The sequence below is a fragment of the Actinomadura sp. 9N407 genome (genome assembly GCF_044326315.1).
In the GTDB taxonomy this organism is placed as follows: domain Bacteria; phylum Actinomycetota; class Actinomycetes; order Streptosporangiales; family Streptosporangiaceae; genus Spirillospora.
In genome coordinates this window covers 19964-46280 of the sequence record NZ_JBIRAW010000052.1, presented here as the reverse complement: position 1 = coordinate 46280, position 26317 = coordinate 19964, and the positions used below count along the sequence as shown (strand labels likewise).

The following is a 26317-nucleotide window of genomic DNA, read 5'->3' as shown; positions in this document are numbered from 1 at the left end:
GGGTTCACACAGGTCTTGGGTTCGCACGGCGTCTTGGGGTAGGTACGGCGGCATGCCGGTGCTCGTCGGTACGTCCGGATGGCAGTACGCGGACTGGCGCGAAGTGCTCTACCCGGACGGGCTTCCCCAGCGCCTGTGGCTGGAACGGTACGGAGAATCGTTCGCCACGGTCGAGAACAACGGCGCGTTTTACCGGCTGCCCAAAAGGGAGACGTTCGAGAGCTGGCGGGAGCGTACTCCGGACGGTTTCGTGATGGCGGTGAAAGCCAGCCGTTTCCTGACGCACATCAAACGGCTCAAGGAGCCGGCCGAGCCCGTGGAACGGCTCATGGGCGTGGCACGAGGACTGGGCGACAAACTCGGCCCCATCCTGCTCCAACTCCCGCCGACCCTCCAGGTCGATCCCGTACGGCTGGCGGAATGCCTGGCCTTGTTCCCAACTGATGTGCGCGTGGCCGTCGAGCCCCGGCACATCTCCTGGTGGACGGACGAGACGCGCGAGGTGCTGGAACGGCACCGCGCGGCGCTCTGCTGGGCCGACCGGCTAGGACGCCCGGTCACACCCTTGTGGCGTACGGCGGACTGGACGTACCTGCGCTTCCACGAGGGCGCCGCCCGTCCGTGGCCACGGTACGGGAAGAGGGCACTGGAGACCTGGGCCCGCCTCATCGGGGACGACGCGTACGTCTACTTCAACAACGACCCGGGCGGCGCCGCCGTGCGCAACGCCTTCGAGTTCGTTGAGATACGAGTTCGTTGAGATACAGGTTCATTGAGATGCGGGTTCACTGAGATGCGAGTTCACTGAGGCACATGCGGTCATTCAGGCACGCGCGTGAACTGCTCGAGACGCGCCGTCCGCCGGGCCGGCGAAGGGGTGCTGAAGAGAGCGCGTCCTACTCGGGATGAGAGCCTGCGCTCGAGGTCGAGGATCGTGTCCATGACGGGCCAGCCGAACACGTCCACCACCGCGCGATCGGCCTTGAAGCAGACCTCCTGGTACCACCGCATGATAAGCAGAGACCCTCCGAGCACGACGATCAGGAAGGGTATCTCCCCCAGTTGGGGGAGCAGCTCTTCTACAGCGATCACGACGATGACCATGATCAGTACGAGTGGGAACCATGCCAGGAACTGCTGCCAGTGCCAGCGCCGGAAACGGGGAGCGGCGCTCATGACATACGCGAGCCATGCTTCCTGTTCCGCCGGTTCTAGAGCTCCGAACCTGGAATCGACCACCAGCATCGGCCACCTGCCGCGGAGCCGCAGCCAGGCGCCTCCCGTCCGGTAACGGAGCACGCGGCCCTGCTTGACCTTCGGGGCCCGGATGCCGAGCCGTGCCGCGTAATCGTCGGCGATGGCGCTGATCTCGTCGAGTTCCACGCGCGAATACTCCCAGAACGGGACATTTGGCGGGGGCCTTATGATCCGGCCATGAGTGGTCTCTTCGCCATCAGCGATCTGCATGTGGGGTTCGAGGACAACAAGCGGTTCGTGGAGGGGCTGCGTCCCGAGGACGAGGGGGACTGGCTCCTGGTGGCCGGGGACGTCGCCGAACGGTTCTCGGACGTGGAGTGGGCGCTGCGGACGCTGAGCGAGAAGTACGCCAAGGTGGTGTGGGTCCCGGGCAACCACGAACTGTGGACGATCAAGGACGACCCCGTACAGGCCAAGGGCGAGGAGCGTTACCGCAGGCTTGTCGAGATGTGCCGGGGCCTGGGCGTGCTCACTCCGGAGGACCCCTACGCGGTGTGGGACGGGACGGACGGGCCGGTCACGGTGGTGCCGCTGTTCGTTCTGTACGACTACACGTTCCGGCCGGAGGGTGCCTCCAACAAGGAGGAGGCCCTGGCCATCGCGTACGAGGCCGGGATCGTGTGCACCGATGAGGCGTTGCTGTATCCCGACCCGTACCCGAGTCGTGAGGCCTGGTGCGATGCCCGCATTGCCGAGACCGAACGGCGTCTGAAGGAACTGCCGGAAGGCACCAGGACCGTGCTGGTCAACCACTTCCCGCTCGTACGCGATCCCACGGAAGTCCTCTGGTATCCGGAGTTCGCGCAGTGGTGCGGCACTGTGCGTACCGGGGACTGGCACGTACGGTACGGGGCGACCTGCGTTGTATACGGGCACCTGCACATCCCGAGGACGATGCATAGCGACGGGGTGCCGTTCGAGGAGGTATCGGTGGGTTACCCCAAGGAGTGGCGCAAGCGCGGGGAGACCCCCAACGGCCCCCGCCGGATCCTCTAATGCGGTGACCGCCTACGCACACACCTGCTCCCGGACCGCGCCCCCCTCGTTGACTCGTGGCGTGTTCGCTTCCAAGGACGCCGCCAGAGGCGAACACGCCACGAGTCAACGTGAGGGGGCGTCGCGGTCGGGGCGCAGGCCGTCGAAGACGATGGCGAGGGTCCGGTCGCGGAGTTCGGGATCCCCGCCGGTGTACAGGGTTGCCTGGCAGATTCCGGCGAGGAGGGCGATCACCTCGGGTGTGCGGACGTCCTCGCGTACGGTGCCGGCGCGCTGGGCATTGGCCAGGAGGTCTTCGATGCTCCGCCGCAGCAGGTGGACGGGCTTGACGACCGTGACGGCGGTGTCGGCTTCGGCGAGCAGGTCGACCACGGTCTTGGTACGGGACGACCGTTCGACCAGGCGGCTGAAGAACGTGAAGAAGCCGGTCGCGGGATCACCGTGCCGTGCCAGGGACTCGGTGTCCCCGGCGAGTTGGGCCGCAAGTTCGCCGATGATGGCCTGGAGCAGCGCTTCCTTGGTCGGGAAGTGGCGGAAGACGGTTCCGACGCCCACGCCCGCACGGCGCGCGATCTCCTCGGTGGAGGCGGCCGGGCCCTTGGCGGCGAAGACCGCTTCGGCGGACTCCAGGATGCGGGTCCGGTTCCGCCGCGCGTCGGCGCGTAGGGACCGGCCGGCGGTGGCGGGTTCATACGGGGCCATCGTCGGTCTCCTGTGTGCTGGCAACCCTGTGTGCTGGCGACCCTGTGCTGACAACGCTGTGCAGGTAACGCTGTGCTGACAACCCTGTGCAGGTAACGCTGTGCTGACAACGCTGCTGTGTCGACGGCGCGTTGTCGACAACCCTGCGCTGGCAACCCTGTGCTTGCAACGCTGTGCCGCCGACCCTGTGCTGACAACTCTGTTCGCCGGCGGCTCTTGTACCGGCAATCGTGTGCGTTGACATTCCGAGTCGCCGCTCCGTAATCTGAAGCAGAGTATAGACTCCGCTTTCGTCCGGCCGCGGCATCGGCCCGCGGCAGCAGGGGGCACGTGATGTTCGAGAGGTTCACCGACCGGGCGCGGCGGGTCGTCGTTCTGGCGCAGGAAGAAGCCAGAATGCTCAACCACAATTACATCGGTACCGAGCACATTCTCCTGGGTCTGATCCATGAGGGTGAGGGCGTCGCGGCCAAGGCACTGGAAAGTCTCGGTGTGAGTCTCGAATCGGTGCGCCGGCAGGTCGAGGAGATCATCGGCCAGGGCCAGCAGGCGCCTTCGGGGCACATCCCGTTCACTCCGCGCGCCAAGAAGGTGCTGGAGCTGTCGTTGCGCGAGGCGCTGCAGCTCGGCCACAACTACATCGGTACCGAGCACATCCTGCTGGGGCTGATCCGCGAGGGTGAGGGCGTCGCCGCCCAGGTGCTGGTCAAGCTGGGGGCCGATCTCAACCGGGTCCGCCAGCAGGTCATCCAGCTGCTGCACGGCTTCCAGGAGAAGGACCCGGGCCGTCCCGGCGAGCCGGTGGAGGCGGGCGGGCCCGCGACGTCGCTGGTGCTCGACCAGTTCGGCCGCAACCTGACCCAGGCGGCGCGCGAGGGCAAGCTCGACCCGGTCATCGGCCGGGACAAGGAGATGGAACGGGTCATGCAGGTGCTGTCCCGCCGTACCAAGAACAACCCGGTACTGGTGGGCGAGCCTGGCGTCGGCAAGACGGCCGTCGTCGAGGGCCTGGCCCAGAAGATCGTCAAGGGGGAGATCCCCGAGACGCTCAAGGACAAGCAGCTCTACACCCTCGACCTCGGCGCGCTGGTCGCCGGCTCGCGTTATCGCGGTGATTTCGAGGAGCGGCTGAAGAAGGTCCTCAAGGAAATCCACTCGCGCGGCGACATCATTCTCTTCATCGACGAGCTGCACACGCTGGTGGGTGCGGGCGCGGCCGAGGGCGCCATTGACGCAGCGTCGATTCTGAAGCCGAAACTCGCGCGCGGTGAATTGCAGACGATCGGCGCGACGACGCTCGAGGAGTACCGCAAGTACCTGGAGAAGGACGCGGCGCTGGAGCGGCGGTTCCAGCCGATCCAGGTGGCCGAGCCGTCGCTCAGCCACACGATCGAGATCCTCAAGGGCCTGCGGGACCGGTACGAGGCGCACCACCGGGTGTCCATCACCGACGCCGCGCTGGTGGCGGCGGCGCAGCTGGCCGACCGCTACATCAGCGACCGGTTCCTGCCGGACAAGGCGATCGATCTGATCGACGAGGCGGGGTCGCGGATGCGGATCCGCCGGATGACGGCGCCGCCGGACCTGCGCGAGTTCGACGAGAAGATCGCCGGAGTGCGGCGCGAGAAGGAATCGGCGATCGACGCCCAGGACTTCGAGCGCGCGGCCCGGCAGCGTGACAACGAGAAGCGCCTGCTGGCGCAGAAGGCGCAGCGGGAGAAGGAGTGGAAGGCCGGCGACATGGACGTCGTGGCGGAGGTGACCGAGGAGCTGATCGCCGAGGTCCTGGCCACCGCCACCGGTATCCCGGTCTTCAAGCTCACCGAGGAGGAGTCCACCCGGCTGCTGCGGATGGAGGACGAACTCCACAAGCGCATCATCGGCCAGGAGGACGCGGTCAAGGCGCTGTCGCAGACCATCCGCCGTACCCGGGCGGGATTGAAGGATCCCAAGCGTCCGGGTGGCTCGTTCATCTTCGCCGGTCCTTCGGGAGTGGGGAAGACCGAGCTGTCCAAGACGCTCGCGGAGTTCCTGTTCGGTGATGAGGACGCGCTGATCCAGCTGGACATGTCGGAGTTCATGGAGAAGCACACGGTCTCGCGGCTGTTCGGTTCTCCTCCCGGTTATGTCGGGTACGAGGAGGGCGGGCAACTGACCGAGAAGGTGCGGCGCAAGCCGTTCTCGGTGGTGCTGTTCGATGAGATCGAGAAGGCGCACCAGGACATCTTCAACTCGCTGCTGCAGATCCTGGAGGACGGTCGGCTGACCGACGCCCAGGGCCGGGTGGTGGACTTCAAGAACACCGTGATCATCATGACCACGAACCTGGGAACCCGCGACATCTCCAAGGGCCAGTCCCTCGGCTTCGCCCGGTCCAATGACGAGCAGGGCTCGTACGACCGGATGAAGTCGAAGGTGGGCGAGGAGCTCAAGCAGCACTTCCGGCCCGAGTTCCTCAACCGTGTCGATGACACGGTGGTGTTCCACCAGCTGACGCCGGCGGAGATCATCCAGATCGTGGATCTGATGGTCGCCAAGGTCGACGAGCGGCTCAAGGACCGGGACATGGGCCTGGAGGTGCGGCAGGAGGCCAAGGACCTGCTGGCCGAGCGCGGTTACGACCCGGTGCTGGGCGCGCGGCCGCTGCGCCGCACGATCCAGCGCGAGATCGAGGACCAGCTCTCGGAGAAGATCCTCTACAACGAGCTCCAGCCCGGCCAGATCGTCATCATCGGCGTCGAGGGCACGGGCGAGAAGGGTGCGAGCGACGAGGCCAAGTTCACCTTCAAGGGTGTCCCCAAGGCGTCCGCCGTCCCGCCCGCCGCCGGCATCACCTCGCTCTGAGCCGGCGGATGGTCGCTCAGCGGGCCTTCTGGATCGACGGCCGGTACGACAGGGAGCGTGCCCGGTTCAGCGACGGCCTCTACACCGAACAGCTGTGGGCCAACATCGGTGAGTTCGACGGTGCCTGGGGCGACATCGCGCCGGTCACGTTCTGCTGCGCCGCCTGGCGGGTCGCCACCCCGCCGATCATGGACCCGGGCCTGGTGCGCCGGCACCGCCGGATCCTGTCGGCCGAATGCGTCCGCAACGCCTGGGACGGTTCGATGACCGCCCGGATCGCGCTGGTGTCGCCGCCGCCCGCCGCGCTCACCACGTCCCGCGAATGGTGGCGCGACCGCGGCTGGCAGGGCTGGCCGGAGATCTTCGGCCAGTTCGTCGAACCCGCCGACCGCGACGTGGCCAAGTCGCCCCACCTGCGCGCGACCCTGCGCGTGGACGCGCCCGTACCGCTGGACCACCTCCCGGCCGCCCCCGAGACGATGACCGACCACGCCGCGGTCGCCGAGACCGCGTACCGCGCCCTGACCGTCATGGTCGCCGAGCTGAACGAGCTGCTCACCCCGATCATCACCCGGCTCGAGGACGACCTCTCCTAGAGAGCCGTGTCCTGGAGAGTCGGTCCTAGGGAGTCGTGTCCTAGGGAGTCGTGTCCTGGAGAGCCGTGTCCTAGGGAGTCGCGCCCGTACCGAAGCCGAGCAGCTCGGGGCGGGCCGCCCGGCGGTGCCATTCCGCGGCCAGGTCGGTGACCAGGCGGCGCGTGCGCAGGTCGAGCAGGCCGCTGACGTGCGAGACCTCGGCGGCCACGGTGCCGTCGGCGCGCCGCAGCACGTGCTCGACGCGGTACGTCTTGCCCTCGCCCCAGATCCACGCGCACGTGATGTCGACCTGGTCGCGAGCACGCAGTTCGGCGCGGTAGCGGATCACGGTCTCCAGGTTCACCGGGCCGAGACCGCCGCCGATGAGGTCCGGTACGGAGATCCCGGCCGCCTCGACACAGGAGAACCGGGCGTGGTCGGCGTACTTCTGGTAGACGGCGCCGTTGACGTGCAGCTGCGGATCGAGGTCGTCGAGCCGGACGTCCAGCCGTACCGAGAACGGGCCCGCCGCGTTCTCGCCGCCGGTTCCGTCGACGCCGTCGGCCGCGTTCACGCTGTCGGTCACGGTCACGCCGTCAGCGGCGCTGCCAGTCATGTTGCTCATCGGGTGCCTCCTGCTCGGCGAGCCATTGGTGCGAGCGTTCGGTGAGATGGCGGAGCCCGTCGTCGCGTACCTCCATCCACCCGCCGCGGGCCCAGCCGCCAGCGGCCTGCGGGGAGAAGCCGTGCCGGCGGAACAGCTCGCCGGCCTCGGGACGGGTCAGGCCGCGCCGCCCCCAGTCGTTCATGATCGCCCGGTAGCGGTCCTCATCGGACAGCGCGGCCGGCCCGGACGGGGGTGAGATCGCGTCGGCGAGGGCCGCCAGCCCACGGGAGATCTGGCGCAGCGCCGCGGCGGTCTGTTCGGGATCCACACGGTTGAGCATAGCAATTGCTAGCAATTGCACTAGCAATGAGTCTTGTCTCCGGGTGTGTGGGCGCTGCCGGTGTGAGTCCGGTGCTGCGAGCACTGCCGCTGCGAGCACGGTCGGCGTAGCGTTGCGCGGATGAACGTGGTGATCGCCGTGATCGCGGCCCTGGCCGTCACGTGGGTTCCGGCGCTGCTGTGGTGGCGGGTGCAGGGCCGCGGCGGCAATCTGGGCGGCCCGGCGCGGCGTGCGACGTTCGAGACCCTGCACACCGCGTCGCGTGCCGCGCCCGCGCTGCGCGCCGGGCTGACCGGGCAGGGTGCGCAGAAGGCGGCTCGCCACCTGCGCGTCCTGCTCGGCTCGCCCGCGCTCGCGATCACTGACGGCGAGCGGATGCTGACCTGGGACGGCGCGTACGAGCACCATGCCGGCGAGGTGCCCGGACATGCCGAGGTCACGCTCGGCAACGGGCGCACCCAGGTCCACGATGTCGGCTGCGACCTGCTCGACTGCCCGATCCGCCGGGTCGTCGTGGTGCCGCTGACCACCGACGACCGGGTCGTCGGGACGCTGGCCGTCTACGGCGAGGAGGTGCCGGCGGGCCTGATCCGCGCCGCCGAGGAGGTCGCCCGTTGGATGGACTCCCAGCTGGAGCTCGCCGAGCTGGATCGCTCCAGGACGCTGCTGATGGAGGCCGAGATGCGGGCGCTGCGGGCGCAGATCTCGCCGCACTTCATCTACAACTCGCTGACCACGATCGCCTCGTTCGTGCGCAGCGATCCGGAACGGGCCCGCGAGCTGCTGCTGGAGTTCGCCGGCTTCACGCGCTACTCGTTCCGGCGGCACGGGGACTTCACCACGCTGGCCGAGGAGTTGCGTTCGATCGACCGCTACCTGCTGCTCCAGCGGGCCCGGTTCGGCGAGCGGCTGCGGGTGACGCTGCGGATCGCGCCCGAGGTGCTGCCGGTCGCGGTGCCGTTCCTGTGCCTGCAGCCGCTGGTCGAGAACGCCGTACGGCACGGGCTGCAGGACCGTTCGGCACCCGGCCGGATCACGATCGTGGCAGAGGACGCCGGGTCCGACTGCGCGATCAGCGTGGAGGACGACGGGATCGGGATGGACCCGGAAGAGGTACGGCGCTTCCTGTCCGGGCAGCACCGTACCGGCGAGCACGGACCAGGCGACCACGGACCAGGCGAGAACGGCCAGGTCAATGCAGACACAGCCGGCTCCGGCCAAGCCGATGCCGGCGACTCCGGCGGGAGAAACTCCGGGGGAGAGGCAGCGGCCGGGATCGGGCTGGCCAATGTCGACGACCGGCTGCGCCAGGTGTACGGGGACGACTACGGTCTCGCGGTCGAGACCGGACCGGGCGCCGGAACCAAGGTGACGCTGCGGGTCCCCAAGTACCGTCCCGGCGTCACCGCCTCGCAAGGCGTCGATGAGGGCCGGTTGACTTGACGGTGGCCGCCCGCTGGAATGTGACCCACGGCACTGGAGGGCGGCAGTGGACGACGCTGGTGTGGGGCTGCGGGTCCTGGCGGTGGACGATGAGGCGCCCGCGCTGGACGACCTCGTCCATCTGCTGAGCGCCGACCCCCGGATCGGCGAGATCTGTACCGCCCGGGACGGCGCCACCGCGCTGCGCCAGCTGGACCGGGCGCTCGCGGAGGGCCGGCCGTTCACCGCGGTCTTTCTCGACATCCGGATGCCGGGCCTGGACGGAACGGTGCTCGGCCGGGTCCTGGCGCAGTTCGCCCGGGCACCGCACATCGTGTACGTGACCGCCTACGAGGGCCACGCGGTCGATGCGTTCGAGATCAAGGCCACCGACTACATCCTCAAGCCGGTCCGTCCCGAACGGCTGGCCGAGGCGATCCGGCGAGTCACCGAGCGGGTCTCCGAGAGGGCATCCGCCGGAACGGGGACTCCCGGCGGAGCGGGTCGGACACCCGAGGCCGAGCCGGAGCCGATGCCGGTCGAGCTGGGCGGAGTGACCAGGTTCGTCGCCCCCGCCGAGGTCCTGTACGTGGAGGCGCAGGGCGACTACGCGCGGCTGCACACCGCCGGCGGCAGCCACCTGGTGCGCATCCCGCTGGCCGCACTCGAGGAGCGCTGGCGCGGCGCCGGGTTCGTCCGGGTGCATCGCAGCCATCTGGTGGCGCTGCCGGCGATCGAGGAGCTGCGGCTGGACTCGGGACGCTGCACGATCCTGGTCGGCGGAGCGGAGTTGCCGGTCAGTCGCCGGCACATCCGCGAACTCCGCGACCTGCTCGTCCGCCGGGCGAGGCGGTCCCCGTGAACGACCCCGGCAAGCCGGACCCGCCTCCTGGACCGAGGCCCGCCCCCGCGCCGGGACGGGTGCTGGTCACGGGGCCGCGCTCGCGGGCGGCGCGCCGTCCCCGCTATCCCGTCACGCGGGAGATCGACGAGCAGACGGGGCTGGGCGAGGCGTACATGCGCTCACTCGTGCAGACGCAGCTGCGCCTGGCGGTACGGCTGTGCCTGGTGCTGTCGTGCGTGGTGTTCGGGCTTCCCGCGCTGTTCTCGATGTTCCCCGGGCTGCGCGAGCAGCGGCTGCTCGGCGTCCCGCTGGCCTGGCTGGTCCTGGCCGGGCTGATCTATCCCTGGTTCGTGCTGTGCGGCTGGTGGTACGTCCGGCACGCCGAGCGCAACGAGCGCGACTTCGCCGAGCTGGTCGACCGCGCCCCGGGCGAGGACCGATGAACGGCCCGGGCCGTCCGCCGGTCCGGTGAGCGCCGCGTACGGGCTGGCCGGGGTGGTTCTGGTCGTCACGGCCACCGTCCTCATCGGCACGCTCGGGCTGCGCATCTCGCGCACCACGTCCGACTTCTACGTCGCGTCCCGTACGGTCACGCCGCTGCGCAACGCCTCGGCGATCGGCGGCGAGTACCTGTCGGCCGCCTCGTTCCTCGGCATCGCCGGGCTCATCCTCGCCTACGGCGCCGACATGCTGTGGCTGCCGGCCGGCTGGACCGGCGGCTACCTGGTCCTGCTGGTCCTGGTGTCGGCGCCGCTGCGGCGCTCCGGCGCGTACACCCTCGCCGACTTCGCCGAGGCGCGGCTGGAGTCGATGGCGGTACGCCGCGTCACCAGCGTGCTCGTGGTCCTGATCGGCTGGCTCTACCTGCTGCCGCAGTTCCAGAGCGCCGGGCTGGTGCTGCGTACGGTCGCGGGCGCGCCGGCGTGGGCGGGCGGTGTACTGATCGCGGTGGTCGTCGCCGCCGCCGTGCTGGCGGGCGGGATGCGCAGCATCACGATGGTGCAGGCGTTCCAGTACTGGCTGAAGCTGACCGCGCTGGCCGTACCGCTGATCTTCCTGGCGCTGGCCTGGCGGTTCGACGGGTCGCCCGGCCTCGATCGCGACATGCCGCCCCGCTTCACCGAGCGCACCACCGTCTCGATCGGCCTCGCGGTCACCGTCCAGGTCACCGCTCCGGTCACGGTCACGGTGGACGGGCGCGTGGACGGCAGGGAGTACGGGGGCGGCAGGGAGTACGGGGGCGGGCGGCCGCACGACGGGGGCGCGCTGACGCTCGATCCCGGGCCGCACCGCTTCGAGCAGGACACCGCCGTCACGTTCCCCAAGGGCGCGGACGTCCCGCACGTCGACGGGACCGCTGCCGTCACCGACCGCGAGTGGGGGATGCCGCTGACCGGGCGCGAGCATTCGCTGTACGCGACGTACTCGCTGATCCTCGCCACGTTCCTCGGCACGATGGGGCTGCCGCACGTCCTCGTCCGCTTCTACACCAACCCGGACGGCAGGGCCGCGCGCCGTACGACCGTGCTGGTGCTGTCCCTGCTCGGCGCGTTCTACCTGCTCCCGTCCTTGTACGGGGCGCTCGGCCGGCTCTACACGCCCGAGCTGCTGATGACCGGCCGTGCCGACGCCGTCGTCCTCACCCTTCCCGGCCGCGTGATCGGCGGGCTCGGCGGCGACCTGCTCGGCGCCCTCGTGACCGGCGGCGCGGTCGCGGCGTTCCTGTCGACGTCCTCGGGCATCACGGTGTCGGTCGCCGGCGTCCTTGGCCAGGACATCCTGCGCGGCGGGGTTCGCTCGTTCCGTGTCGCGACGCTGCTCGCGCTGACCGTCCCGCTCGCCCTGTCGGTCGCGGCGCGCTCGCTGGCGGTGGCGGACGTGGTGGGGCTGGCGTTCGCGGTCGCCGCGTCCACGTTCTGCCCGCTGCTGGTGCTGGGCATCTGGTGGCGGCGGCTGACGGTGGCGGGCGCGCTGGCCGGGCTCGTGACCGGCGGTACGCTCGCCGGCGCCGCCGTCGTGGTGACCATCGCGGCCGGTCCGCCGGGCGGGCTGGCCGGGGCGCTGCTCGCCCAGCCGGCGGCCTGGACGGTCCCGATCGCGTTCGCCGTCATGATCGTCGTCTCCTGGTGCACGCCCGGCCGCATCCCGCCCGGCGTGGCCCGGATGATGGTGCGGCTGCACGCTCCGGAGTCGCTGGACGTCGACCGCGGTACGTGGCGTCCCAAACGGGTCTGACCGCCGGTAAGGCCGGCCCTGCCGCCGTTCACGGCCGAAACCATCGCTCACCGCCGGGACCGCTCACCGCCGAATCACTTGCCGCCGGACCGTTCACCGCCGAATCGCCCGCCGCCGGGCCGCCGTTCACCGCATGGGGACGACCGTTCATCGACACCGGCCGTAGATCGGCGCTGGCGTACGGCGGCTGACCGCAGCCACCGCCCCAGCCCCTCGATCGAAAACGGGTGATTTCTTACGGTTGCGCGTGACCGTCGTCACATTCGGTGCCACCACAAGCAGCGTCATCGAGCAGCGTCATCAAGCCGAGTCACTGAGCAGTGTCATCAAGCAGCGTCACTGAGCAGCGTCATCGAGCATCGCCCGAAGACACCGCCATCAGGTAGCACCACCGAGCACGGCGGCATCACATCGAAGGAGGGATCGTGGCCATCGATAAGCAAGCCGGTGGAACCGTTTACGAACGGTTCCAGGGAACCACGGAGTTCCAGGAGTTGCGGCGCCGGTACCGGCGCTTCGTCCTGCCGATGACCGCCGCGTTCCTCGCCTGGTACCTGCTCTACGTCGTGTTGTCGGGCTGGACGCGCGACTTCATGGGCACCAAGATCATCGGCGAGATCAACGTGGCGCTGGTCTTCGGGCTGCTGCAGTTCGTGTCCACGTTCCTGATCGCCTGGCTGTACTCGCGGTACGCCGAACGCAGACTCGACCCGCTGGCCGACGGCCTGCGCACCGCCGTCGAGGCCGAGATCCCCCCGGGCCCGGTGGTGAAGCGATGAGCCACGAGGCCCTCTCGGTCACCCTGTTCCTGATCTTCGTCGCCGGCACCCTGGCCATCACCGTCTGGGCCGGCCGCAACACCAAGGACGCCACCGACTTCTACGCCGGCGGCCGCTCGTTCTCCGGCGTCCAGAACGGCCTGGCGATCGGCGGCGACTACATGTCGGCCGCCTCGTTCCTCGGCATCGCCGGGCTCATCGCCCTGTACGGCTACGACGGCTTCCTCTACTCGATCGGCTTCCTGGTCGCGTGGCTGGTCGCACTCCTGCTGGTCGCCGAGCTGCTGCGCAACTCCGGCCGGTTCACGATGGCCGACGTGCTGGCGTTCCGGATGAGCCCGCGCCCGGTCCGTACCGCCGCCGGCGTCTCGACCATCGCGGTGTCGATCTTCTACCTGCTGGCCCAGATGGTCGGCGCGGGCGCGCTGGTCACGCTGCTGTTCGGCTTCACCGGCGAGGGCGCCAAGGCCGCCACGATCGCGCTGGTCGGCGCCCTGATGATCGTGTACGTGGTGTTCGGCGGGATGAAGGGCACCACCTGGGTCCAGATCGTCAAGGCCATCCTGCTGATGACCGGCGCGACCCTGGTCACGATCCTCGTCCTGGGCAAGTTCGGCTTCAACCTCTCCACCCTGCTGCGCGACGCGGCCGAGCAGAGCGGCAAGGGCGGCGCGTTCCTGGAGCCCGGCCTGCGGTACGCCACCGAGGCGCAGGGCCTCACCGGCAAGCTCGACCTGATCAGCCTCGGCCTGGCCCTGGTGCTCGGCACCGCCGGCCTGCCGCACATCCTGATCCGCTTCTACACCGTTCCGACCGCCCGCGACGCCCGCAAGTCGGTGCTGTGGGGCATCGGCATCATCGGCTCCTTCTACCTGCTCACCCTCGTCCTGGGCTTCGGTGCCGCCGCGCTGGTCGGCAGCGACGAGATCAGGGCGGAGAACTCCGCGGGCAACACCGCGGCGCCACAACTGGCCCAGCGCGTCGGCGAACTGGTCTTCGGTGAAGCCGGCGGAACCATCCTGCTGGCGATCATCGCCGCGGTCGCGTTCGCCACGATCCTCGCGGTGGTGGCCGGGCTCACGCTCGCGTCCTCGTCCTCCTTCGCGCACGACCTGTACGCGCACGTCTTCAAGAAGGGCACCGCCACCGAGCGCGAAGAGGTCCGCGTCGCCCGCATCGCCGCCCTGGTCATCGGCGCCGTCGCCATCGTGCTCGGCATCTTCGCCCAGCGGCTGAACGTGGCGTTCCTCGTCGCCCTCGCCTTCGCGGTCGCCGCGTCCGGCAACCTGCCCGCCATCATCTACAGCCTGTTCTGGAAGCGGTTCAACACCGCCGGCGCCGTCGCGGCCATCTACGGCGGCCTCGGCTCGGCGATCTTCCTGGTCATCTTCTCCCCGGTCGTCTCCGGCTCGGAGAAGGCCCTGTTCACCGGCACCGACTTCAGCTGGTTCCCGCTGGAGAACCCGGGCATCGTCTCCATCCCGATCGGCTTCGTGTGCGGCTGGCTCGGCGCGGTGCTGAGCAAGGAGTACAACGCCGCCAAGTACGCCGAGATCGAGGTCCGTTCCCTCACCGGAGCGGGTGCCGAACGGGCCACCGACCACTAGCCCCGTCAGCAGACAGAGCCCCATCAGCAGACAGAGCCCCGTCAGCAGACAGAGCCCCATCAGCAGACAGAGCCCATCAGCCGACCGAGCCCATCAGCCGACCGAGCCCATCAGCCGACCGAGCCCCATCAGCAGACAGAGGTCCATCAGCCGGCAGAGTCTCGCCGGCCGGCAGGGCCTTGGGGCACTGACCCCGCGCGGCCGACCAGCGCCCGGTGCCGCGCGGACTGCGGCCCCGTCCCCCACGGGACGGGGCCGCTGTACGTTCGGTCCCGTGCCCCCCCCAAGATCCCCGACCCGCCGCGTAAGTCCCGGATCACCCGGGTCCTCGACGCGGCCCGCTGCGCCGCCGGCCTCCCGAACCGCGTCGTCGCCGAAGCCATCCTGCGCCGCGGCAAGCCGTCGGATCTGGAACACCTGGCAGAACAAGCCCTGCTGGGCAACGGCTCACCCTGCCTGCTGGGCAGACTCCTGGACCTGGACGACCCGCACGTCAACGGGCACCTAATTCATGACGGATGCGGCCCCGCGCAACCTGCGACGCCAGCTGGCCCACCAGACCTCGGCAGGCGAGGCCACCCCGCAGTGACCCTTCCGCTCGTACGGCAGGTCCAGGGAATAAGCGGCAGCAAGCACAGCACATGCCTGCGAACCAGGCATTCTCGTTCTTTAGTGAGATATCTACATCTTGTAGATCAAAGGGCTTTATGTACTCAGATTTCTTTACCTTTCCCTGCGTGAATCCTGTGGAGGGATCTACCGGCCTGGGCTAACTTCCTCTCGTGCCATCAATCGATCACGAGATGCCGCTGGAAATGGTCCGGAACCGGCCGGCTCTCGCCCCCGAACTCCTCCGGACCATGTTCGGCTACACCATCCCCGAGGCCATGCAGGCCTTCCTGGGGTCGGAGACGCTGAACGACTGCGACCCGAAGGAGTACCGCTGCGACGCCGCAGTCATGCTGGGCGATCCCCAGAAGCCCGACCTGGGCATCATCATCGAGGTGCAGTCCCGGCCCAGCGACCGAAAGAACTTCACCTGGCCCGCGTACATGGCCAACCTGCGCGCCCGCCACGAGTGCGATGTGGTCCTCCTCGTGTTCTGCCCTGATGAGGCGACCGCTCGTCGGTGTGCCAAAGCGATCGAGACCGGCCATCCCGGCTGGGTACTCATGCCACTGGTCATCAACATGGCCGGCCTGCCCCCGATCACGGACCCGGTCCGGGCGCAGCAACTGCCCGAACTCGCCGTCCTCGGCGTCACGGGTGTGACCGGCGGCCCTGAGACACGGCCGGCACTGCGGGCGCTCTGGGCCGCTCTGGAGGTCCTGCCCGTCGACATCCGCTGGAAGTATCATGACCACGTAGTGTCACGACTGCCCGCGCTGGCACGCTCGATCCTGGAGGAACTCGTGGATACGAAAACCTACAAACTCCAGAGCGAATTCGCTCTCCGGTACGAGGCCGAAGGCAAGGCTGAGGGCAAGGCCGAGTCGATCCTCCAGGTTCTCTCGGAACGGGGCCTGAACCCCTCGGAGGAGGAGCGGGTGCGGATCGAGTCCTGCCGGGACTTGGACCAGTTGGAGACCTGGGTGAAGCGGTCCATCACCGCCGGTACGGTCGACGAGATCTTCAAGTGAGTTCCGCATGCTCGTAACCATGGGCAGCGCCTTCGCCTGCGAGTACTTCTTTCAAGGAGAGATTCGAGGGCGGGCCCAAGTGCTTCTCGACACCCTGTCACGGCGAGGCCTGAGTCCTTCAGCGGAGAATCGGTCGCGCATTGAGGCGTGTACGGATCTGGTGGAGGTGACGGGCTGGCTGCAGAAAGCCATCACGGCCGAGGCGATTGACGAGGTCTTCGGTCAGGAATGAACAGAGCGAGCGAGGAAGTCGACAATACGTCCGAGAGCGCCTTCGATCGAAACTTCTCCAACGCGAATCGAGCCTTGTTGGACGTTGTGCGATCGGTCGAATTGATCCTGGTCGTTTTCGCTGCGCGCGAACTGGGATCGCCGAGGGATGTCCTGGAACGCGTGATTCCATGTCGAGACGCGGGCCAGTTGGAGACGTGGATCCGGCGAGCCGTGAGAGCGGAGGCGGCTCGGGAGATCTTCGGAGAGGGAGACATCAGGCCGATCGTGGTTGACGAGCCCGAAAATTCTCCCTGTCCGTTCCGAAGCGAATCTGCCAGGAAGCTCTACCATCTGGGCATGGAAAGGGGCAGGGCTTTCGGAGAGCTCACGGTGCTCCTCGGCGCCCTCTCGGAGCGTGGCCTGGTCGTTCCGGACGAGATTCTGGAACGGGTCATCGATTGCACGGATTTCGACCAGTACGCGAGCTGGCAGGAGCGTGCCGCCACAGCGGAGACCGTTGAGGACGTCTTCAGCTGTTGAGGAACCTTCGGCTGTTGAGGAGTCTTCAGCTGAGGAGGAGGCGCTGGAGGTTTTCGGCGCAGGCTTCGATGTTGGGGACGGAGCAGGTCTCGTTGGTGACGTGGGCCTGGTCCGGGTCTCCGGGGCCGTAGATGATGACGGCCGGGTCGCCCAGTTTGGACTTCAGCACTGAGGCGTCGGTGAAGTAGGTCGCCTGCGGCTGGGGCGAAGTGCCCGGGGACAGGGTTTCCAGGGCCTTCTTGATGCCTGCCGGGTCGGTGCCGATTCCTGGGAGATCCATCAGGGTCTCGAGTTCGATCTCGGGGCCGCAGAGGTCGGTGATCGCGGCTCGGGCCTGGGTGGAGTCGTAGGCCGGGGTCGTCCGGATGTCCAGGGTCATTTCGGCGTGGTCGGGTACCAGGTTCGGCTGTACGCCGGAGTGGAAGGTGCCGACGTTGACCGTGGCGCCTTCGGGCCAGGGCCGGTGGTCGTGGACGCGCAGGGCGGCCTCGGCGAGGGCGGCGATGGCGTTGCGGCCCAGTTCGGGGCGGGAGCCGTGGGCGGAGACGCCACGGGCCGTCGCGCGGAGCCAGAGGGCGCCCTTGTGGCCCAGGACGACGCGGTTGGACGTGGGCTCGGCCACCAGGAGCAGGTCCGTGGGGATCAGGTCCGACGGGTCGATGAGGGCGGCGCCGTCACAGCCCGTCTCCTCGCCGAAGGTGAAGATCAGCTGGAGCGGGGTGGAGGTGCGCACGGCGGCGGCCACCTGGGCGGCGACGCCCGCCTTCATGTCGCTGCTGCCCCGGCCGAGCAGGCGGTCATCGCGGATGTCGCCGCTGGTCGGGGAGAACGACCATTCGTCCTCGCGGGCCGGGACGGTGTCGAGGTGGCCCGTGAAAGTGATGGACGGCGGGGTGCTGGACGGGCGGGGGCTGGACGGGCGGGTGCCGTACGGCAGCGTGCTGGACGGGGCGCCGCGGCGGGCGATGAGGTTGGCGCGGCCCGGGATCGGCTCCTGGATGCGGACATCGAAGCCGGAGCCGGCCAGGGCGGCCGCGACGAGGTCGGCGGCCTGGCGCTCGTTGCCGGCGCGGGTGTCGAGGCGGACGAGTTCCTGTGCGAGCTCTACGGCGTTCATCTCTCTCCTCCGGGGGCGCTGTCTCCTTTGGGCGCGCTGTCTCCTCCGCGGGTGCTGTCCCTGACGACCAGTTTGGGCACCAGCGCGATGTGGGCGCGGGACGTACCGCCGACGGCGCCGAGGAGGCGGACCGCTTCGGCGGCGATCTGGTCGGTGGGCTGGTCGACGGTGGTCAGCGCGGGCTCGCCCAGGCGGGCGAACTGGATGTTGTCGAAGCCGGTGACCTGGACCTCGGCCGGTACGGAGATGCCGTGCGCGCGGCAGGCCCGGGTGACGCCCAGGGCGATCAGGTCGTCGGCGCAGACGATGGCGTCCGGGAACGCCGCGCCGGTGGCCAGCTGGGCGACGGCGTCCTCGCCCCACTCGACGGTGTAGTCGTCCAGCAGGATCCACTCGTCGCGGACGGTCATGCCGGTGTCGGCGGCGCGGCGGCGGAAGCCGGACAGCCGCTGCTCGGTGGAGGAGTTGGTCAGGCGCGAGCCGACGAACGCGGCCGAACGGGCGCCGCCGGCGTGGAGATGGTCGATGACCTGGCGCATCGCGGCGATGTCGTCCACGCCGACCCAGTCGGTCTCGGTGCCGCCGACGAACCGGTCCAGCTGGACGAGGGGGAGCCGGTCGGCGGTCTCCTGGACGGCGCGGCCGCTCTCGGTGCCGTGGCTGGGGCTGACGATGATGCCGTCGACGTTGCGGGCGACGAGGGAGGCCAGCCGGCGGGCCTCGATCTCAGCGTCGGAGCGTGCGTCGCAGAGGAACAGTTCCTTGCCCTCCTGGCCGAGCACGTGCTCGACGCTCTCGACCAGGGACGTGAAGAACGGGTTGGTGATGCTCGGGACGACCATGCCCACGGTGCCGGTACGGCCGTCGCGCAGGGCGCGGGCGATGGTGTTGACCTGGTAGCCCAGGTCCTCGGCGGCGCTGCGCACGCGGCGTCCCATCGCGTCCGAGACCGGGCCCCGGCCGGACAGGACGCGCGACACAGTGGCGGTGGACACTCCGGCCCGCGCCGCGACGTCGGCGATGGTGACCCGATGCAATCGTTTACCTCCATGAAACGCCCCGGGACCGGAAAGCCACGGTCGTGGGGTGGCTGGGTGAGGCTTGTCCGAGTATAGGTCCTTGACTACCTGCGGATATATACCTAACGTTCATCCACACTTCTACTGCAATCGATTACAGCAAGGGGTCAGGATGGCGGAAACGATCGGTGCGGCGGGAACAGCGGGGGGAACAGCGGGTGTGGCGGGGACGTCCGGGAGCGGGCTGGGGGTCTTCCCGCCCAAGCCGAACGCGATCAGGGAGCTGTTCGGTACGGGCAAGGCCGTCATCGGTGCCGTGCACCTGCCGCCGCTGCCGGGCAGCCCGCACTACGAGGGCGTGCCGATCGACGAGATCTCGGCCTTCGCGATCGAGGAGGCCCGCGGGTACCTGGAGAACGGGTGCCACGGCGTCATCGTCGAGAACCACTGGGACATCCCGTTCCCGAAGCCGGGCGAGCACGGGTACGAGACCGCCGCGTCGATGGCCGTGGTGACCCAGCGGGTACGGGAGACCCTGGCCGGCGGGCGCGGGGGACGGGTGGGCGTGAGCGTCCTGTCGAACGCGGCCGAGTGCTCGATCGCGTCGGCGTGGGCCGGCGGCGCCGGGTTCGTCCGGGTCAACCAGTGGGCGAACGCGTACGTGGCGAACGAGGGCATCATCGAGGGCCAGGCGGCGAAGGCGACCCGCTACCGCAGCCGGATCGGCGCCAAGCCGGTCAAGGTGTTCGCCGACGTGCACGTCAAGCACGGCTCGCACTCCATCGTCGCGGACCGGTCGCTGGCCGAGCAGACCGAGGACGCCGAGTTCTTCGACGCCGACGTGCTGATCGCGACCGGCTCGCGGACCGGCGACGCGGCCGCGATCGACGAGGTCCAGGGCATCGTGGCCGCCACCGTGCTGCCGGTGATCATCGGTTCCGGGATCAGCGCGGCCAACATCGGCACGCTGCTGCCCGCCTGCTCCGGCGTGATCGTCGCGTCCTCGGTGAAGGACAACGGGCGCTGGTGGGGCCGGGTCGACCCGGCCAAGGTCCGCGAGCTGACCGCCGCCGCCCAGGCCGCGGGGGCCGAACTCCCGTGATCGTGTTCTGTGGCTACGCGAACACCGACCTGATCGTCGGTGTCCCGGTGCTGCCCGGCGCCGGGGATCGCGTGCAGGCCACCAGGATCGAACGCGGCGACGGCGGCATGGGGGCCAACGCCACCGTGGCCGCCGCGCGGATGGGGGCCGGCACCCGATTCGCGGGGGCCGTGGGCGGCGACCCGATGAGCGAGGTCTTCCTGGCCCGGATGCGGGAGGACGGCGTCGATGTCTCCTGGACGGCACGGACGGGGACGCTGACGACGTCGGTGATCCTGCTGACCCCCGATGGGGAACGTTCCATCGTCAGCCAGGACGACGAGCTCACCGTGGCGCACGTCGCTGAGGTCACGTCCAAGATGGATCCGGACGACCTGCTCTACCTGGACGGATACCGTTTCCCCGAGGTCGCGGACGTTCTCGGGCAGGTCCCTGGGCAGCGCGCGCGGGTCGTCGTGGACCTGGACGGGGCCGAGACGGCGGAGGCGGCGCGGGCCGCGCTGCGCGCCGCCGGCCACGTGATCGTCGGGCGCGAGCGGGCCACCCGGGTGATCGGGGACGACGGTGCCCTCGCCGAAGCGGGCGCCGCCTACGGGACGCACCTGATCGTCACCGACGGGGCGCGCGGCTGGACGCTGTACGCGCCGTCGGGCGAGCGGTACGACGGCGCCGCGATCAGCGTGCGGACCGTGGACGCCACCGGCGCCGGGGACTGCTTCGCCGGTACGTACTGCGCCGAGATCGAGCGCGGCGCGGAACCGGTCGAGGCGGCCCGGTTCGCCGCGGTCGCCGCCGGCCTGTCCTGTACGAGGCCGGGCGCGCGGGACGGCCTGCCGACCCGCGCCGTCGTCCAGGCCTATCTCGACCGCGAGGGAGACCCAGCATGAGAGGAACGGCCCGTACTAGTGGAACGGCCAGTACGAGAGGGACGGCCAGTACGAGAGGGACGGCCAGGATGAGAAGAACGGTGACGGCGCTGGCCGCGCTCACCTTGGCGGTGACGACCGTGGGCTGCGACGTCCAGGCCCGCAAGGAGATCGCGGCCGAGAAGAACGCGCAGCGGCAGGGTCCGCCTCCGCCGGAGAAGATCGCTCAGTCGTGCAAGGTCGAGGGGCGCGCTCCCAAGATCGGGATCGTGCCGATCAACCTCCAGGCGCTGTTCTTCAACCAGATCAACACCGGCGCCAGGATGGTGGCCGGCAAGGCCGGGGCCGACGTGCAGGTGGTCAACGGCAACGACGACTCCACCACCCAGGCGAACGCCATCGACGACCTGGTCGCCAACCGGTACGACGCGATCATCGTGGACGCGGTCGACACCGAGGGGATCAAGCCCGCCATCCGCCGGGCGGACGCGGCCGGGGTCCCGGTCGTGGCGGTGGACGCGACCGTGGACGACGACGCGGTGTCCACCCAGGTCGGCACCGCCAACGCCGAGGGCGGCCGGCTGCTGGCCGAGCATCTGAACAAGATCAGCGGCGGCAAGGGCGAGATCGGCGTCGTCAGCGCGCTCAACAGCACCGTCCAGCTGGAGCGCCAGAAGGGCTTCACCGACACCGCCACCGCCAAGGGCATGAAGATCAAGACGGTGGTGGACGGCCGCAACGTCCAGGAGAACGCGCAGACGGCGGCCGAGAACCTGCTCACCGGCGACCCGGACCTGCCGTACGCGTACGCGACCGGCGAGCCCGCGCTGATCGGACTGGCCGCGGCGGTGACCTCGCAGCAGCGCACCGAGGACCTCAAGGTCGTGGGCTGGGACCTGTCCACGCAGGCGGCCGACGGGCTGCGGGCCGGCTGGATCGCCGGTGTCGTGCAGCAGAACACGTTCAGGTTCGGCTACGAGGCGATGAACGCGGCGATCGACCTGGCCTGCGGCCGTACCCCGGCCAAGGACGTCCCGGTACCGACGCAGATCGTCACGCCGGAGAACGTGCGGGACTACCTGTACTACCTGGAAAAGTGAGCGGGAAGTGAGCGGGGAAGTGAGCATGAGCGACACACCGCTGGTGAGCCTGCGCGGCATCACCAAATCGTTCGGCGCGGTGCAGTCCCTGCGCGGCGTGGACCTGACCCTGAAGCCCGGCGAGGTGCTCGGCCTGGTCGGCGACAACGGCGCCGGCAAGTCGACGCTGATGAAGGTGCTGGCCGGGGCGCTGCGGCACGACTCCGGGACGATCGAGCTGGACGGCCGCGAGGTCCGCTTCGGCAGCCCCGCCGACGCGCGGGCCGAGCGGATCGGGATCGTCTACCAGGACCTCGCGCTGTGCGACACCTTGGACGTCGGCACCAACCTGTTCCTGGGCCGCGAGCCGCGGCGCGGGCCGTTCATCGACCGCAAGGAGATGCACCGCAAGGCCGCCGAGATGCTCTCGGAGCTGCATGTGCGGGTGCGGTCCACGTACCAGGAGATCGGCCACCTGTCCGGCGGGCAGCGCCAGGCGGTCGCGATCGCGCGGGCGGTCTCGTTCCAGCCGCGGGTGCTGATCCTGGACGAGCCCACGGCCGCGCTCGCGGTCGCCGAGGTCCGGCAGGTGCTGAGCATGATCCGCCGGGTGGCGGAGCAGGGCGTCGGGGTCATCCTCATCACGCACCGGCTGCAGGACCTGTTCGAGGTCTGCGACCGGATCACCGTGATGTACGAGGGCCGCAGCGTCGAGGACGAGGCGATCGCCGATCTCGACATCGAGCGGCTGGTCGGCATGATCACCCGTGCGAACGCCGAGGAGGCCGCATGAGCGTCCAGACGGCCCCTGCCAAGGGCACCGTGACGGCGTCGCATCCGAGTCTGTGGGAACGTGCCAACAAGGCGACGCTGGCGATGGCCGGTGTCACCGTGCTGCTGTTCCTCGGCTTCGGGATCGGTGCCGACAACTTCCTGACCTTCGGGAACCTGTCCAACCTGGCCACCCAGATCTCGATCACGCTGATCGTGGCCGTGGCGATGACGTTCGTGATCAGCACCGGCCAGATCGACCTGTCGGTCGGCTCGACGGTCGCGTTCGTGGCGGTCGCCACCGCCGAACTGCTCCAGGCCGGCTGGGACTCCTCGCTGGTCATCGTGGCCGGGCTGGCGGCCGGGCTGTTCTGGGGCGCGGTGAACGGCTGGCTGTCGGCGTACCAGAAGATCCCGCCGTTCATCGTCACGCTGGCCACCATGTCGGTGATCCGCGGGCTGGCGCAGCTGTGGACGGAGGGCTTCTCGGTCCCGATCGACAAGCGGCTGTTCGTCGCCAAGATCGGGGACGCGGAGTTCCTCGGCATCTCGGTGCTGGCCTGGATCGCGATCGTGGTCGTGGCGGTCGGTGCGGTGCTGCTGGCCAAGATGCGGTTCGGTACGTACGTCAACGGGATCGGCTCCCAGGAGGAGTCGGTCCGGCGGGCGGGCGTGAACACCGACCGGATCAAGATGATCACGCTGATGCTGGCCGGGCTCGCGGCCGGCGCGGCCGGGATCCTCACCGCCGCGCGGCTGGGCTCGGGCTCGGCCAACTCCGGCGAGGGGCTGGAGCTGACCGTGATCGCCGCGGTGGTGCTGGGCGGCACCAACCTGTTCGGCGGGCGCGGCACGGTGGTCGGCACCATCATCGGCGCCATGATCACCGGTGTGATCGCCAACGGCCTCACGCTGCTGGGCGTCAGCCCGTTCCTGACCCCGATCGTCACCGGGCTGGTCCTGATCGCCGCGATCTGGATCAACCTGCGCGGCCGGACGTTCACCGACCTGTTCGCCCACCTGACCCGCAAGCCCGACGCGGAAACCCCGACAAGGAAGCAGTGACGCAGCAACCCCGACACGGGGCAGTGACACGGAAGCAGTGACGGACAAGAGTGCGGGGGCACGAGGGTGACGGGCAAGAGGGTGGCGGACACGAGTGCGGCAGGCACGAGCGCGGCAGGCACGACCGTGACGGGCGCGAGCGTGACGGGCACGAGTGTGATGACGGTGACGGGGCCCGTCCCTGCGGCGGGGCTCGGCCTGACGCTCACCCATGAGCACCTGTGGAACGACGTCCGCGGCGCGGTCGGCGAGCCCGCCGATCCCGGGCTGCGCTTCCTGCGCGAGGCGAAGGCCTCACCGGAACTGGCCTGGGTGCTGCGCGAGAACCCGTACGCCTGCCTGGACCACTGCGTGCTGGACGATACCGGCGCGATACTGGAGGACCTGCTCGCGTTCGCCTCCTCGGGCGGCGGCACGATCGTGGATGTCACCCCGCCGGGCCTCGGCCGCGATCCGCTGGTGCTGCGCTCGCTGGCGGAACGCAGTGGGCTGCGCGTCGTCATGGGGTCCGGCTGGTACCTGGAGGGCTACCACCCGCCGCATCTGTCCTCGACGTCCGAGCAGGATCTGGCCGCCGAACTGGTCGCCGAGTTCACCGGCGGGGTGAACGACCGGGGGGATGGCCAGCGAGATGGCACGGGCATCGCGCCCGGGGTGATCGGCGAGATCGGCGTCTCCCCGGACTTCACGCCCGCCGAGCACCTCGCGCTGCGGGCGGCGGCCCGGGCCCAGCGGGAGACGGGCGTGCCGCTCTACATCCACCTGCCCGGGTGGCAGCGGCGCGCGCACGAGGTCCTCGACATCGTCCTGGGGGAGTACGGGGTGCCTCCGGGCGCCGTCGTGCTGTGCCACATGGATCCCTCGGGCGGCGACGCCGCGTACCAGAACGCGGTGGCCGAACGGGGGGTCTGGCTGGAGTTCGACATGATCGGGATGCCGTACCTGTATCCCGGCGAGGGCCAGTCGCCGGCGCCCCACGAGACCGCCCGCGCCGTCGCCGGGCTGATCGGACGGGGGCACGCGCGGCAGCTCCTGCTGAGCCATGACGTGTTCCTCAAGGGAATGCTCACCCGGTACGGCGGGAACGGGTTCCGCTACGTCCCCGCACTCTTCCTGCAACGCCTGACCGACCTGGGCATCACGCCCGAGGCCGCCGAAGAGTTGCTGCGGGGCAATCCCGTCCGGCTGTTCGAGTCGGCGGCCGTCCCGTCCTAGCAGCCACGCCATCAGAAGCAACGCCATCAGCACAAGCCATGTACCGACCACGCTATGTACCGACCACGCTATGTACCGACCACAGGGAGTCATTGAATGAGCCGCGTTCTCATCGCCGGCGAGAGCTGGGTCACGCAGTCCACGCACATCAAGGGCGTGGACCACTTCACGACCAGCTCGTACGTCGTCGGCGTCGAACCGCTGCGCAAGGCGCTGGAGAGCCGCGGGCACGAGGTCGTGCACCTGCCCGCGCACCTGGTTCCCGCGGAGTTCCCGGACGACCCGTCCGAGTACGACGTCGTCGTCCTGTCCGACATCGGCGCCAACTCCATCCAGCTCGCGCCGCAGGTGTTCGAGCAGGCACGGCCGGGGGCCGACCGGCTCGGCGCACTGCGTACGTGGGTGGCGGACGGCGGCGGCCTCCTCATGGTCGGCGGCTACCTGTCGTTCACCGGCTTCGAGGGCAAGGCGGCGTTCCGCAACACCGTCCTGCACGAGGTGCTGCCGGTCGAGCTGCTCGCCGAGGACGACCGCGTCGAGCTTCCGGCCGGGGGCAGCGCCACTGTGGCCGACGCGTCCCACCCCGCCCTGGGCGGAGTCGCCGGTGACTGGCCCGTGCTGCTGGGCTACAACCGTGTGCGGCCCCGTTCCGGTACGAAGGTGCTGGCGACCCTGAACGACGACCCGCTCGTGGCCGTCGCCGAGTACGGGCAGGGCCGTTCGGCGGTCTTCACCTCCGACTGCTCCCCGCACTGGGCGCCGACGCCCTTCTGCGAGGACTGGGACGGTTACGCCAAGGTCTTCGGCGGTCTCGTCGAGTGGCTCGCCGCATGAGTCATTCTCAAGAGCTGCTGGAGAGCTGTTCCGGCGTCCTGGACGTCGCCCTGGACCTGCGCTTCGTCAACGAGGTCCGCAAGGGCGCCGTCAGCGACCAGGTGTACGCCGACTACCTGCTGATCGAGGAGTCGTTCGTCGAGACGGCGGCGCGGCTGCACGGCCTCGCGGTCTGGGACGCCCCGGACCGCGAGGCCCTGGAACGCAACTCCGCCGCCGTGCACGCTCTGACCACCGAGCAGGCGGACTACTTCCGTACGGCCCGCGCGGCATGGCCCGTCCAAGCGAACCTGAGCGACACGGCGCTCGCGCGCGCCAACCACCTCACGACGTTCGCGCTGACGTCAGCGCGTACCGGTGGCTATGCGGCGGTCATGACGATGCTGTTCGCCGCCGAGACGCTCTACCTCACCTGGTGCACGCGCGCGCACGAGGAGGGGGCGGTACGGCCCGGCCCGATCGCGGACTGGGTGGCCCTGCACGCGCGCGAGCCGTTCCGCGGGGGAGTGGCGGCCCTGGGGGAACAGGTCGACCGGCTCGAGACGCCGCGTTCCGAACTCGCGCACTGGTTCATCGGCATGCTGAAGGCCGAGATCGAGTTCCACGATGCCCTCTACTGCTGAGCGCTCTACTGCTGACTCTCGGCGC

Annotated in this window: 27 protein-coding genes; 21 read left to right on the top strand and 6 right to left on the bottom strand. The window is 69.6% G+C overall.

What is annotated here, in order from left to right; all coding sequences use genetic code 11:
• The first annotated feature begins 52 nt into the window (after positions 1-52).
• On the top strand, positions 53-760 hold the full coding sequence (locus ACH34Q_RS44770) for a DUF72 domain-containing protein (RefSeq protein ID WP_395989348.1): 708 nt from the start codon (positions 53-55) through the stop codon (positions 758-760).
• 59 nt (positions 761-819) lie between these two features.
• Here the strand turns inward: ACH34Q_RS44770 and ACH34Q_RS44765 are convergent, their stop codons facing one another.
• On the bottom strand, positions 820-1383 hold the full coding sequence (locus tag ACH34Q_RS44765) for a hypothetical protein (protein ID WP_395989347.1): 564 nt from the start codon (positions 1381-1383) through the stop codon (positions 820-822).
• A 51-nt stretch (positions 1384-1434) separates the two neighbouring features.
• Here ACH34Q_RS44765 and ACH34Q_RS44760 point away from each other — a divergent pair, with 51 nt between their 5' ends.
• Entirely contained in the window at positions 1435-2253 is an 819-nt protein-coding gene (locus tag ACH34Q_RS44760) for a metallophosphoesterase family protein (RefSeq protein WP_395989346.1), read from the top strand.
• 105 nt (positions 2254-2358) lie between these two features.
• On the opposite strand, the gene ACH34Q_RS44755 is transcribed toward ACH34Q_RS44760, so the two are convergent.
• Entirely contained in the window at positions 2359-2955 is a 597-nt protein-coding gene (locus ACH34Q_RS44755) for a TetR/AcrR family transcriptional regulator (protein ID WP_395989345.1), read from the bottom strand.
• A gap of 333 nt (positions 2956-3288) precedes the next feature.
• Between ACH34Q_RS44755 and ACH34Q_RS44750 the strand changes: the two genes are divergently transcribed.
• Both ACH34Q_RS44750 and ACH34Q_RS44745 read left to right on the top strand, forming a co-directional pair.
• On the top strand, positions 3289-5799 hold the full coding sequence (locus ACH34Q_RS44750; RefSeq protein ID WP_395989344.1) for an ATP-dependent Clp protease ATP-binding subunit: 2511 nt from the start codon (positions 3289-3291) through the stop codon (positions 5797-5799).
• 8 nt (positions 5800-5807) lie between these two features.
• Positions 5808-6395, top strand: coding sequence for a hypothetical protein (locus ACH34Q_RS44745; RefSeq protein ID WP_395989343.1), 588 nt, complete (start codon positions 5808-5810; stop codon positions 6393-6395).
• Between the two features lie 70 nt (positions 6396-6465).
• Here the strand turns inward: ACH34Q_RS44745 and ACH34Q_RS44740 are convergent, their stop codons facing one another.
• Together ACH34Q_RS44740 and ACH34Q_RS44735 are read right to left on the bottom strand one after the other, a co-directional pair.
• Positions 6466-6999: an acyl-CoA thioesterase gene (locus ACH34Q_RS44740; RefSeq protein ID WP_395989342.1), complete on the bottom strand. Its 534-nt coding sequence runs from the start codon at positions 6997-6999 to the stop codon at positions 6466-6468.
• Positions 6971-7309, bottom strand: a complete 339-nt coding sequence (locus ACH34Q_RS44735; RefSeq protein WP_395989341.1) for a hypothetical protein — start codon at positions 7307-7309, stop codon at positions 6971-6973. The genes ACH34Q_RS44740 and ACH34Q_RS44735 overlap by 29 nt, the downstream gene beginning before the upstream one ends.
• Positions 7310-7441: 132 nt before the next feature.
• Between ACH34Q_RS44735 and ACH34Q_RS44730 the strand changes: the two genes are divergently transcribed.
• The 9 genes from ACH34Q_RS44730 (at position 7442) to ACH34Q_RS44690 (ending at position 16601) form a co-directional block, all read left to right on the top strand.
• Positions 7442-8764 carry a sensor histidine kinase gene (locus ACH34Q_RS44730; protein ID WP_395989340.1) on the top strand — a complete coding sequence of 441 codons (1323 nt, stop codon included), beginning with the start codon at positions 7442-7444 and terminating at the stop codon, positions 8762-8764.
• Between the two features lie 46 nt (positions 8765-8810).
• Positions 8811-9605 (top strand): LytR/AlgR family response regulator transcription factor, encoded by a 795-nt coding sequence (locus ACH34Q_RS44725; protein ID WP_395989339.1) that lies wholly within the window; start codon positions 8811-8813, stop codon positions 9603-9605.
• On the top strand, positions 9602-10030 hold the full coding sequence (locus ACH34Q_RS44720; protein ID WP_395989338.1) for a hypothetical protein: 429 nt from the start codon (positions 9602-9604) through the stop codon (positions 10028-10030). Before ACH34Q_RS44725 ends, ACH34Q_RS44720 begins: the two co-directional genes overlap by 4 nt.
• Before the next feature lie 25 nt (positions 10031-10055).
• Positions 10056-11822: a cation acetate symporter gene (locus tag ACH34Q_RS44715; RefSeq protein ID WP_395989337.1), complete on the top strand. Its 1767-nt coding sequence runs from the start codon at positions 10056-10058 to the stop codon at positions 11820-11822.
• A 431-nt stretch (positions 11823-12253) separates the two neighbouring features.
• A complete protein-coding gene (locus tag ACH34Q_RS44710) occupies positions 12254-12601 on the top strand; it encodes a DUF485 domain-containing protein (RefSeq protein ID WP_395989361.1) in 348 nt (115 codons plus the stop codon).
• Entirely contained in the window at positions 12598-14208 is a 1611-nt protein-coding gene (locus ACH34Q_RS44705) for a cation acetate symporter (protein WP_395989336.1), read from the top strand. The genes ACH34Q_RS44710 and ACH34Q_RS44705 overlap by 4 nt, the downstream gene beginning before the upstream one ends.
• 782 nt (positions 14209-14990) lie before the next feature.
• On the top strand, positions 14991-15848 hold the full coding sequence (locus ACH34Q_RS44700; protein ID WP_395989335.1) for a hypothetical protein: 858 nt from the start codon (positions 14991-14993) through the stop codon (positions 15846-15848).
• Between the two features lie 19 nt (positions 15849-15867).
• Complete coding sequence (locus ACH34Q_RS44695) at positions 15868-16080, top strand: hypothetical protein (RefSeq protein ID WP_395989334.1); 213 nt, start codon at positions 15868-15870, stop codon at positions 16078-16080.
• Positions 16077-16601 carry a hypothetical protein gene (locus ACH34Q_RS44690; RefSeq protein ID WP_395989333.1) on the top strand — a complete coding sequence of 175 codons (525 nt, stop codon included), beginning with the start codon at positions 16077-16079 and terminating at the stop codon, positions 16599-16601. The genes ACH34Q_RS44695 and ACH34Q_RS44690 overlap by 4 nt, the downstream gene beginning before the upstream one ends.
• A 25-nt stretch (positions 16602-16626) precedes the next feature.
• On the opposite strand, the gene ACH34Q_RS44685 is transcribed toward ACH34Q_RS44690, so the two are convergent.
• Positions 16627-17718, bottom strand: coding sequence for a M20 family metallopeptidase (locus ACH34Q_RS44685; protein WP_395989332.1), 1092 nt, complete (start codon positions 17716-17718; stop codon positions 16627-16629).
• Positions 17715-18755, bottom strand: a complete 1041-nt coding sequence (locus ACH34Q_RS44680; protein WP_395989331.1) for a LacI family DNA-binding transcriptional regulator — start codon at positions 18753-18755, stop codon at positions 17715-17717. The genes ACH34Q_RS44685 and ACH34Q_RS44680 overlap by 4 nt, the downstream gene beginning before the upstream one ends.
• Before the next feature lie 154 nt (positions 18756-18909).
• Between ACH34Q_RS44680 and ACH34Q_RS44675 the strand changes: the two genes are divergently transcribed.
• From ACH34Q_RS44675 to ACH34Q_RS44640, 8 genes are all read left to right on the top strand, one after another.
• Positions 18910-19839 carry a BtpA/SgcQ family protein gene (locus tag ACH34Q_RS44675; RefSeq protein WP_395989330.1) on the top strand — a complete coding sequence of 310 codons (930 nt, stop codon included), beginning with the start codon at positions 18910-18912 and terminating at the stop codon, positions 19837-19839.
• A complete protein-coding gene (locus tag ACH34Q_RS44670) occupies positions 19836-20726 on the top strand; it encodes a carbohydrate kinase family protein (protein WP_395989329.1) in 891 nt (296 codons plus the stop codon). The genes ACH34Q_RS44675 and ACH34Q_RS44670 overlap by 4 nt, the downstream gene beginning before the upstream one ends.
• A 68-nt stretch (positions 20727-20794) precedes the next feature.
• Positions 20795-21805 carry a substrate-binding domain-containing protein gene (locus ACH34Q_RS44665; protein WP_395989328.1) on the top strand — a complete coding sequence of 337 codons (1011 nt, stop codon included), beginning with the start codon at positions 20795-20797 and terminating at the stop codon, positions 21803-21805.
• A 25-nt stretch (positions 21806-21830) separates the two neighbouring features.
• Positions 21831-22577, top strand: coding sequence for an ATP-binding cassette domain-containing protein (locus ACH34Q_RS44660; RefSeq protein ID WP_395989327.1), 747 nt, complete (start codon positions 21831-21833; stop codon positions 22575-22577).
• A complete protein-coding gene (locus tag ACH34Q_RS44655; protein ID WP_395989326.1) occupies positions 22574-23620 on the top strand; it encodes an ABC transporter permease in 1047 nt (348 codons plus the stop codon). The genes ACH34Q_RS44660 and ACH34Q_RS44655 overlap by 4 nt, the downstream gene beginning before the upstream one ends.
• A 159-nt stretch (positions 23621-23779) precedes the next feature.
• Positions 23780-24835: a phosphotriesterase gene (locus ACH34Q_RS44650; protein ID WP_395989360.1), complete on the top strand. Its 1056-nt coding sequence runs from the start codon at positions 23780-23782 to the stop codon at positions 24833-24835.
• 96 nt (positions 24836-24931) lie between these two features.
• Positions 24932-25669, top strand: a complete 738-nt coding sequence (locus ACH34Q_RS44645) for a glutamine amidotransferase (protein WP_395989325.1) — start codon at positions 24932-24934, stop codon at positions 25667-25669.
• The gene (locus ACH34Q_RS44640; protein WP_395989324.1) at positions 25666-26292 is read left to right on the top strand and encodes a TenA family protein; all 627 of its coding nucleotides are present in this window, start codon (positions 25666-25668) and stop codon (positions 26290-26292) included. The genes ACH34Q_RS44645 and ACH34Q_RS44640 overlap by 4 nt, the downstream gene beginning before the upstream one ends.
• The last annotated feature ends 25 nt before the right edge of the window (positions 26293-26317 follow it).

Bases quoted from the DNA above. Each gene is read 5' to 3' on its own strand.
- ACH34Q_RS44770 (WP_395989348.1), top strand. From the start codon at position 53: ATGCCGGTGCTCGTCGGTACGTCCGGATGGCAGTACGCGGACTGGCGC.
- ACH34Q_RS44760 (WP_395989346.1), top strand. From the start codon at position 1,435: ATGAGTGGTCTCTTCGCCATCAGCGATCTGCATGTGGGGTTCGAGGAC.
- ACH34Q_RS44755 (WP_395989345.1), bottom strand. From the start codon at position 2,955: ATGGCCCCGTATGAACCCGCCACCGCCGGCCGGTCCCTACGCGCCGAC.
- ACH34Q_RS44750 (WP_395989344.1), top strand. From the start codon at position 3,289: ATGTTCGAGAGGTTCACCGACCGGGCGCGGCGGGTCGTCGTTCTGGCG.
- ACH34Q_RS44745 (WP_395989343.1), top strand. From the start codon at position 5,808: ATGGTCGCTCAGCGGGCCTTCTGGATCGACGGCCGGTACGACAGGGAG.
- ACH34Q_RS44740 (WP_395989342.1), bottom strand. From the start codon at position 6,999: ATGAGCAACATGACTGGCAGCGCCGCTGACGGCGTGACCGTGACCGAC.
- ACH34Q_RS44730 (WP_395989340.1), top strand. From the start codon at position 7,442: ATGAACGTGGTGATCGCCGTGATCGCGGCCCTGGCCGTCACGTGGGTT.
- ACH34Q_RS44705 (WP_395989336.1), top strand. From the start codon at position 12,598: ATGAGCCACGAGGCCCTCTCGGTCACCCTGTTCCTGATCTTCGTCGCC.
- ACH34Q_RS44695 (WP_395989334.1), top strand. From the start codon at position 15,868: ATGGGCAGCGCCTTCGCCTGCGAGTACTTCTTTCAAGGAGAGATTCGA.
- ACH34Q_RS44690 (WP_395989333.1), top strand. From the start codon at position 16,077: ATGAACAGAGCGAGCGAGGAAGTCGACAATACGTCCGAGAGCGCCTTC.
- ACH34Q_RS44685 (WP_395989332.1), bottom strand. From the start codon at position 17,718: ATGAACGCCGTAGAGCTCGCACAGGAACTCGTCCGCCTCGACACCCGC.
- ACH34Q_RS44675 (WP_395989330.1), top strand. From the start codon at position 18,910: ATGGCGGAAACGATCGGTGCGGCGGGAACAGCGGGGGGAACAGCGGGT.
- ACH34Q_RS44665 (WP_395989328.1), top strand. From the start codon at position 20,795: ATGAGAAGAACGGTGACGGCGCTGGCCGCGCTCACCTTGGCGGTGACG.
- ACH34Q_RS44660 (WP_395989327.1), top strand. From the start codon at position 21,831: ATGAGCGACACACCGCTGGTGAGCCTGCGCGGCATCACCAAATCGTTC.
- ACH34Q_RS44655 (WP_395989326.1), top strand. From the start codon at position 22,574: ATGAGCGTCCAGACGGCCCCTGCCAAGGGCACCGTGACGGCGTCGCAT.
- ACH34Q_RS44650 (WP_395989360.1), top strand. From the start codon at position 23,780: ATGACGGTGACGGGGCCCGTCCCTGCGGCGGGGCTCGGCCTGACGCTC.
- ACH34Q_RS44645 (WP_395989325.1), top strand. From the start codon at position 24,932: ATGAGCCGCGTTCTCATCGCCGGCGAGAGCTGGGTCACGCAGTCCACG.
- ACH34Q_RS44640 (WP_395989324.1), top strand. From the start codon at position 25,666: ATGAGTCATTCTCAAGAGCTGCTGGAGAGCTGTTCCGGCGTCCTGGAC.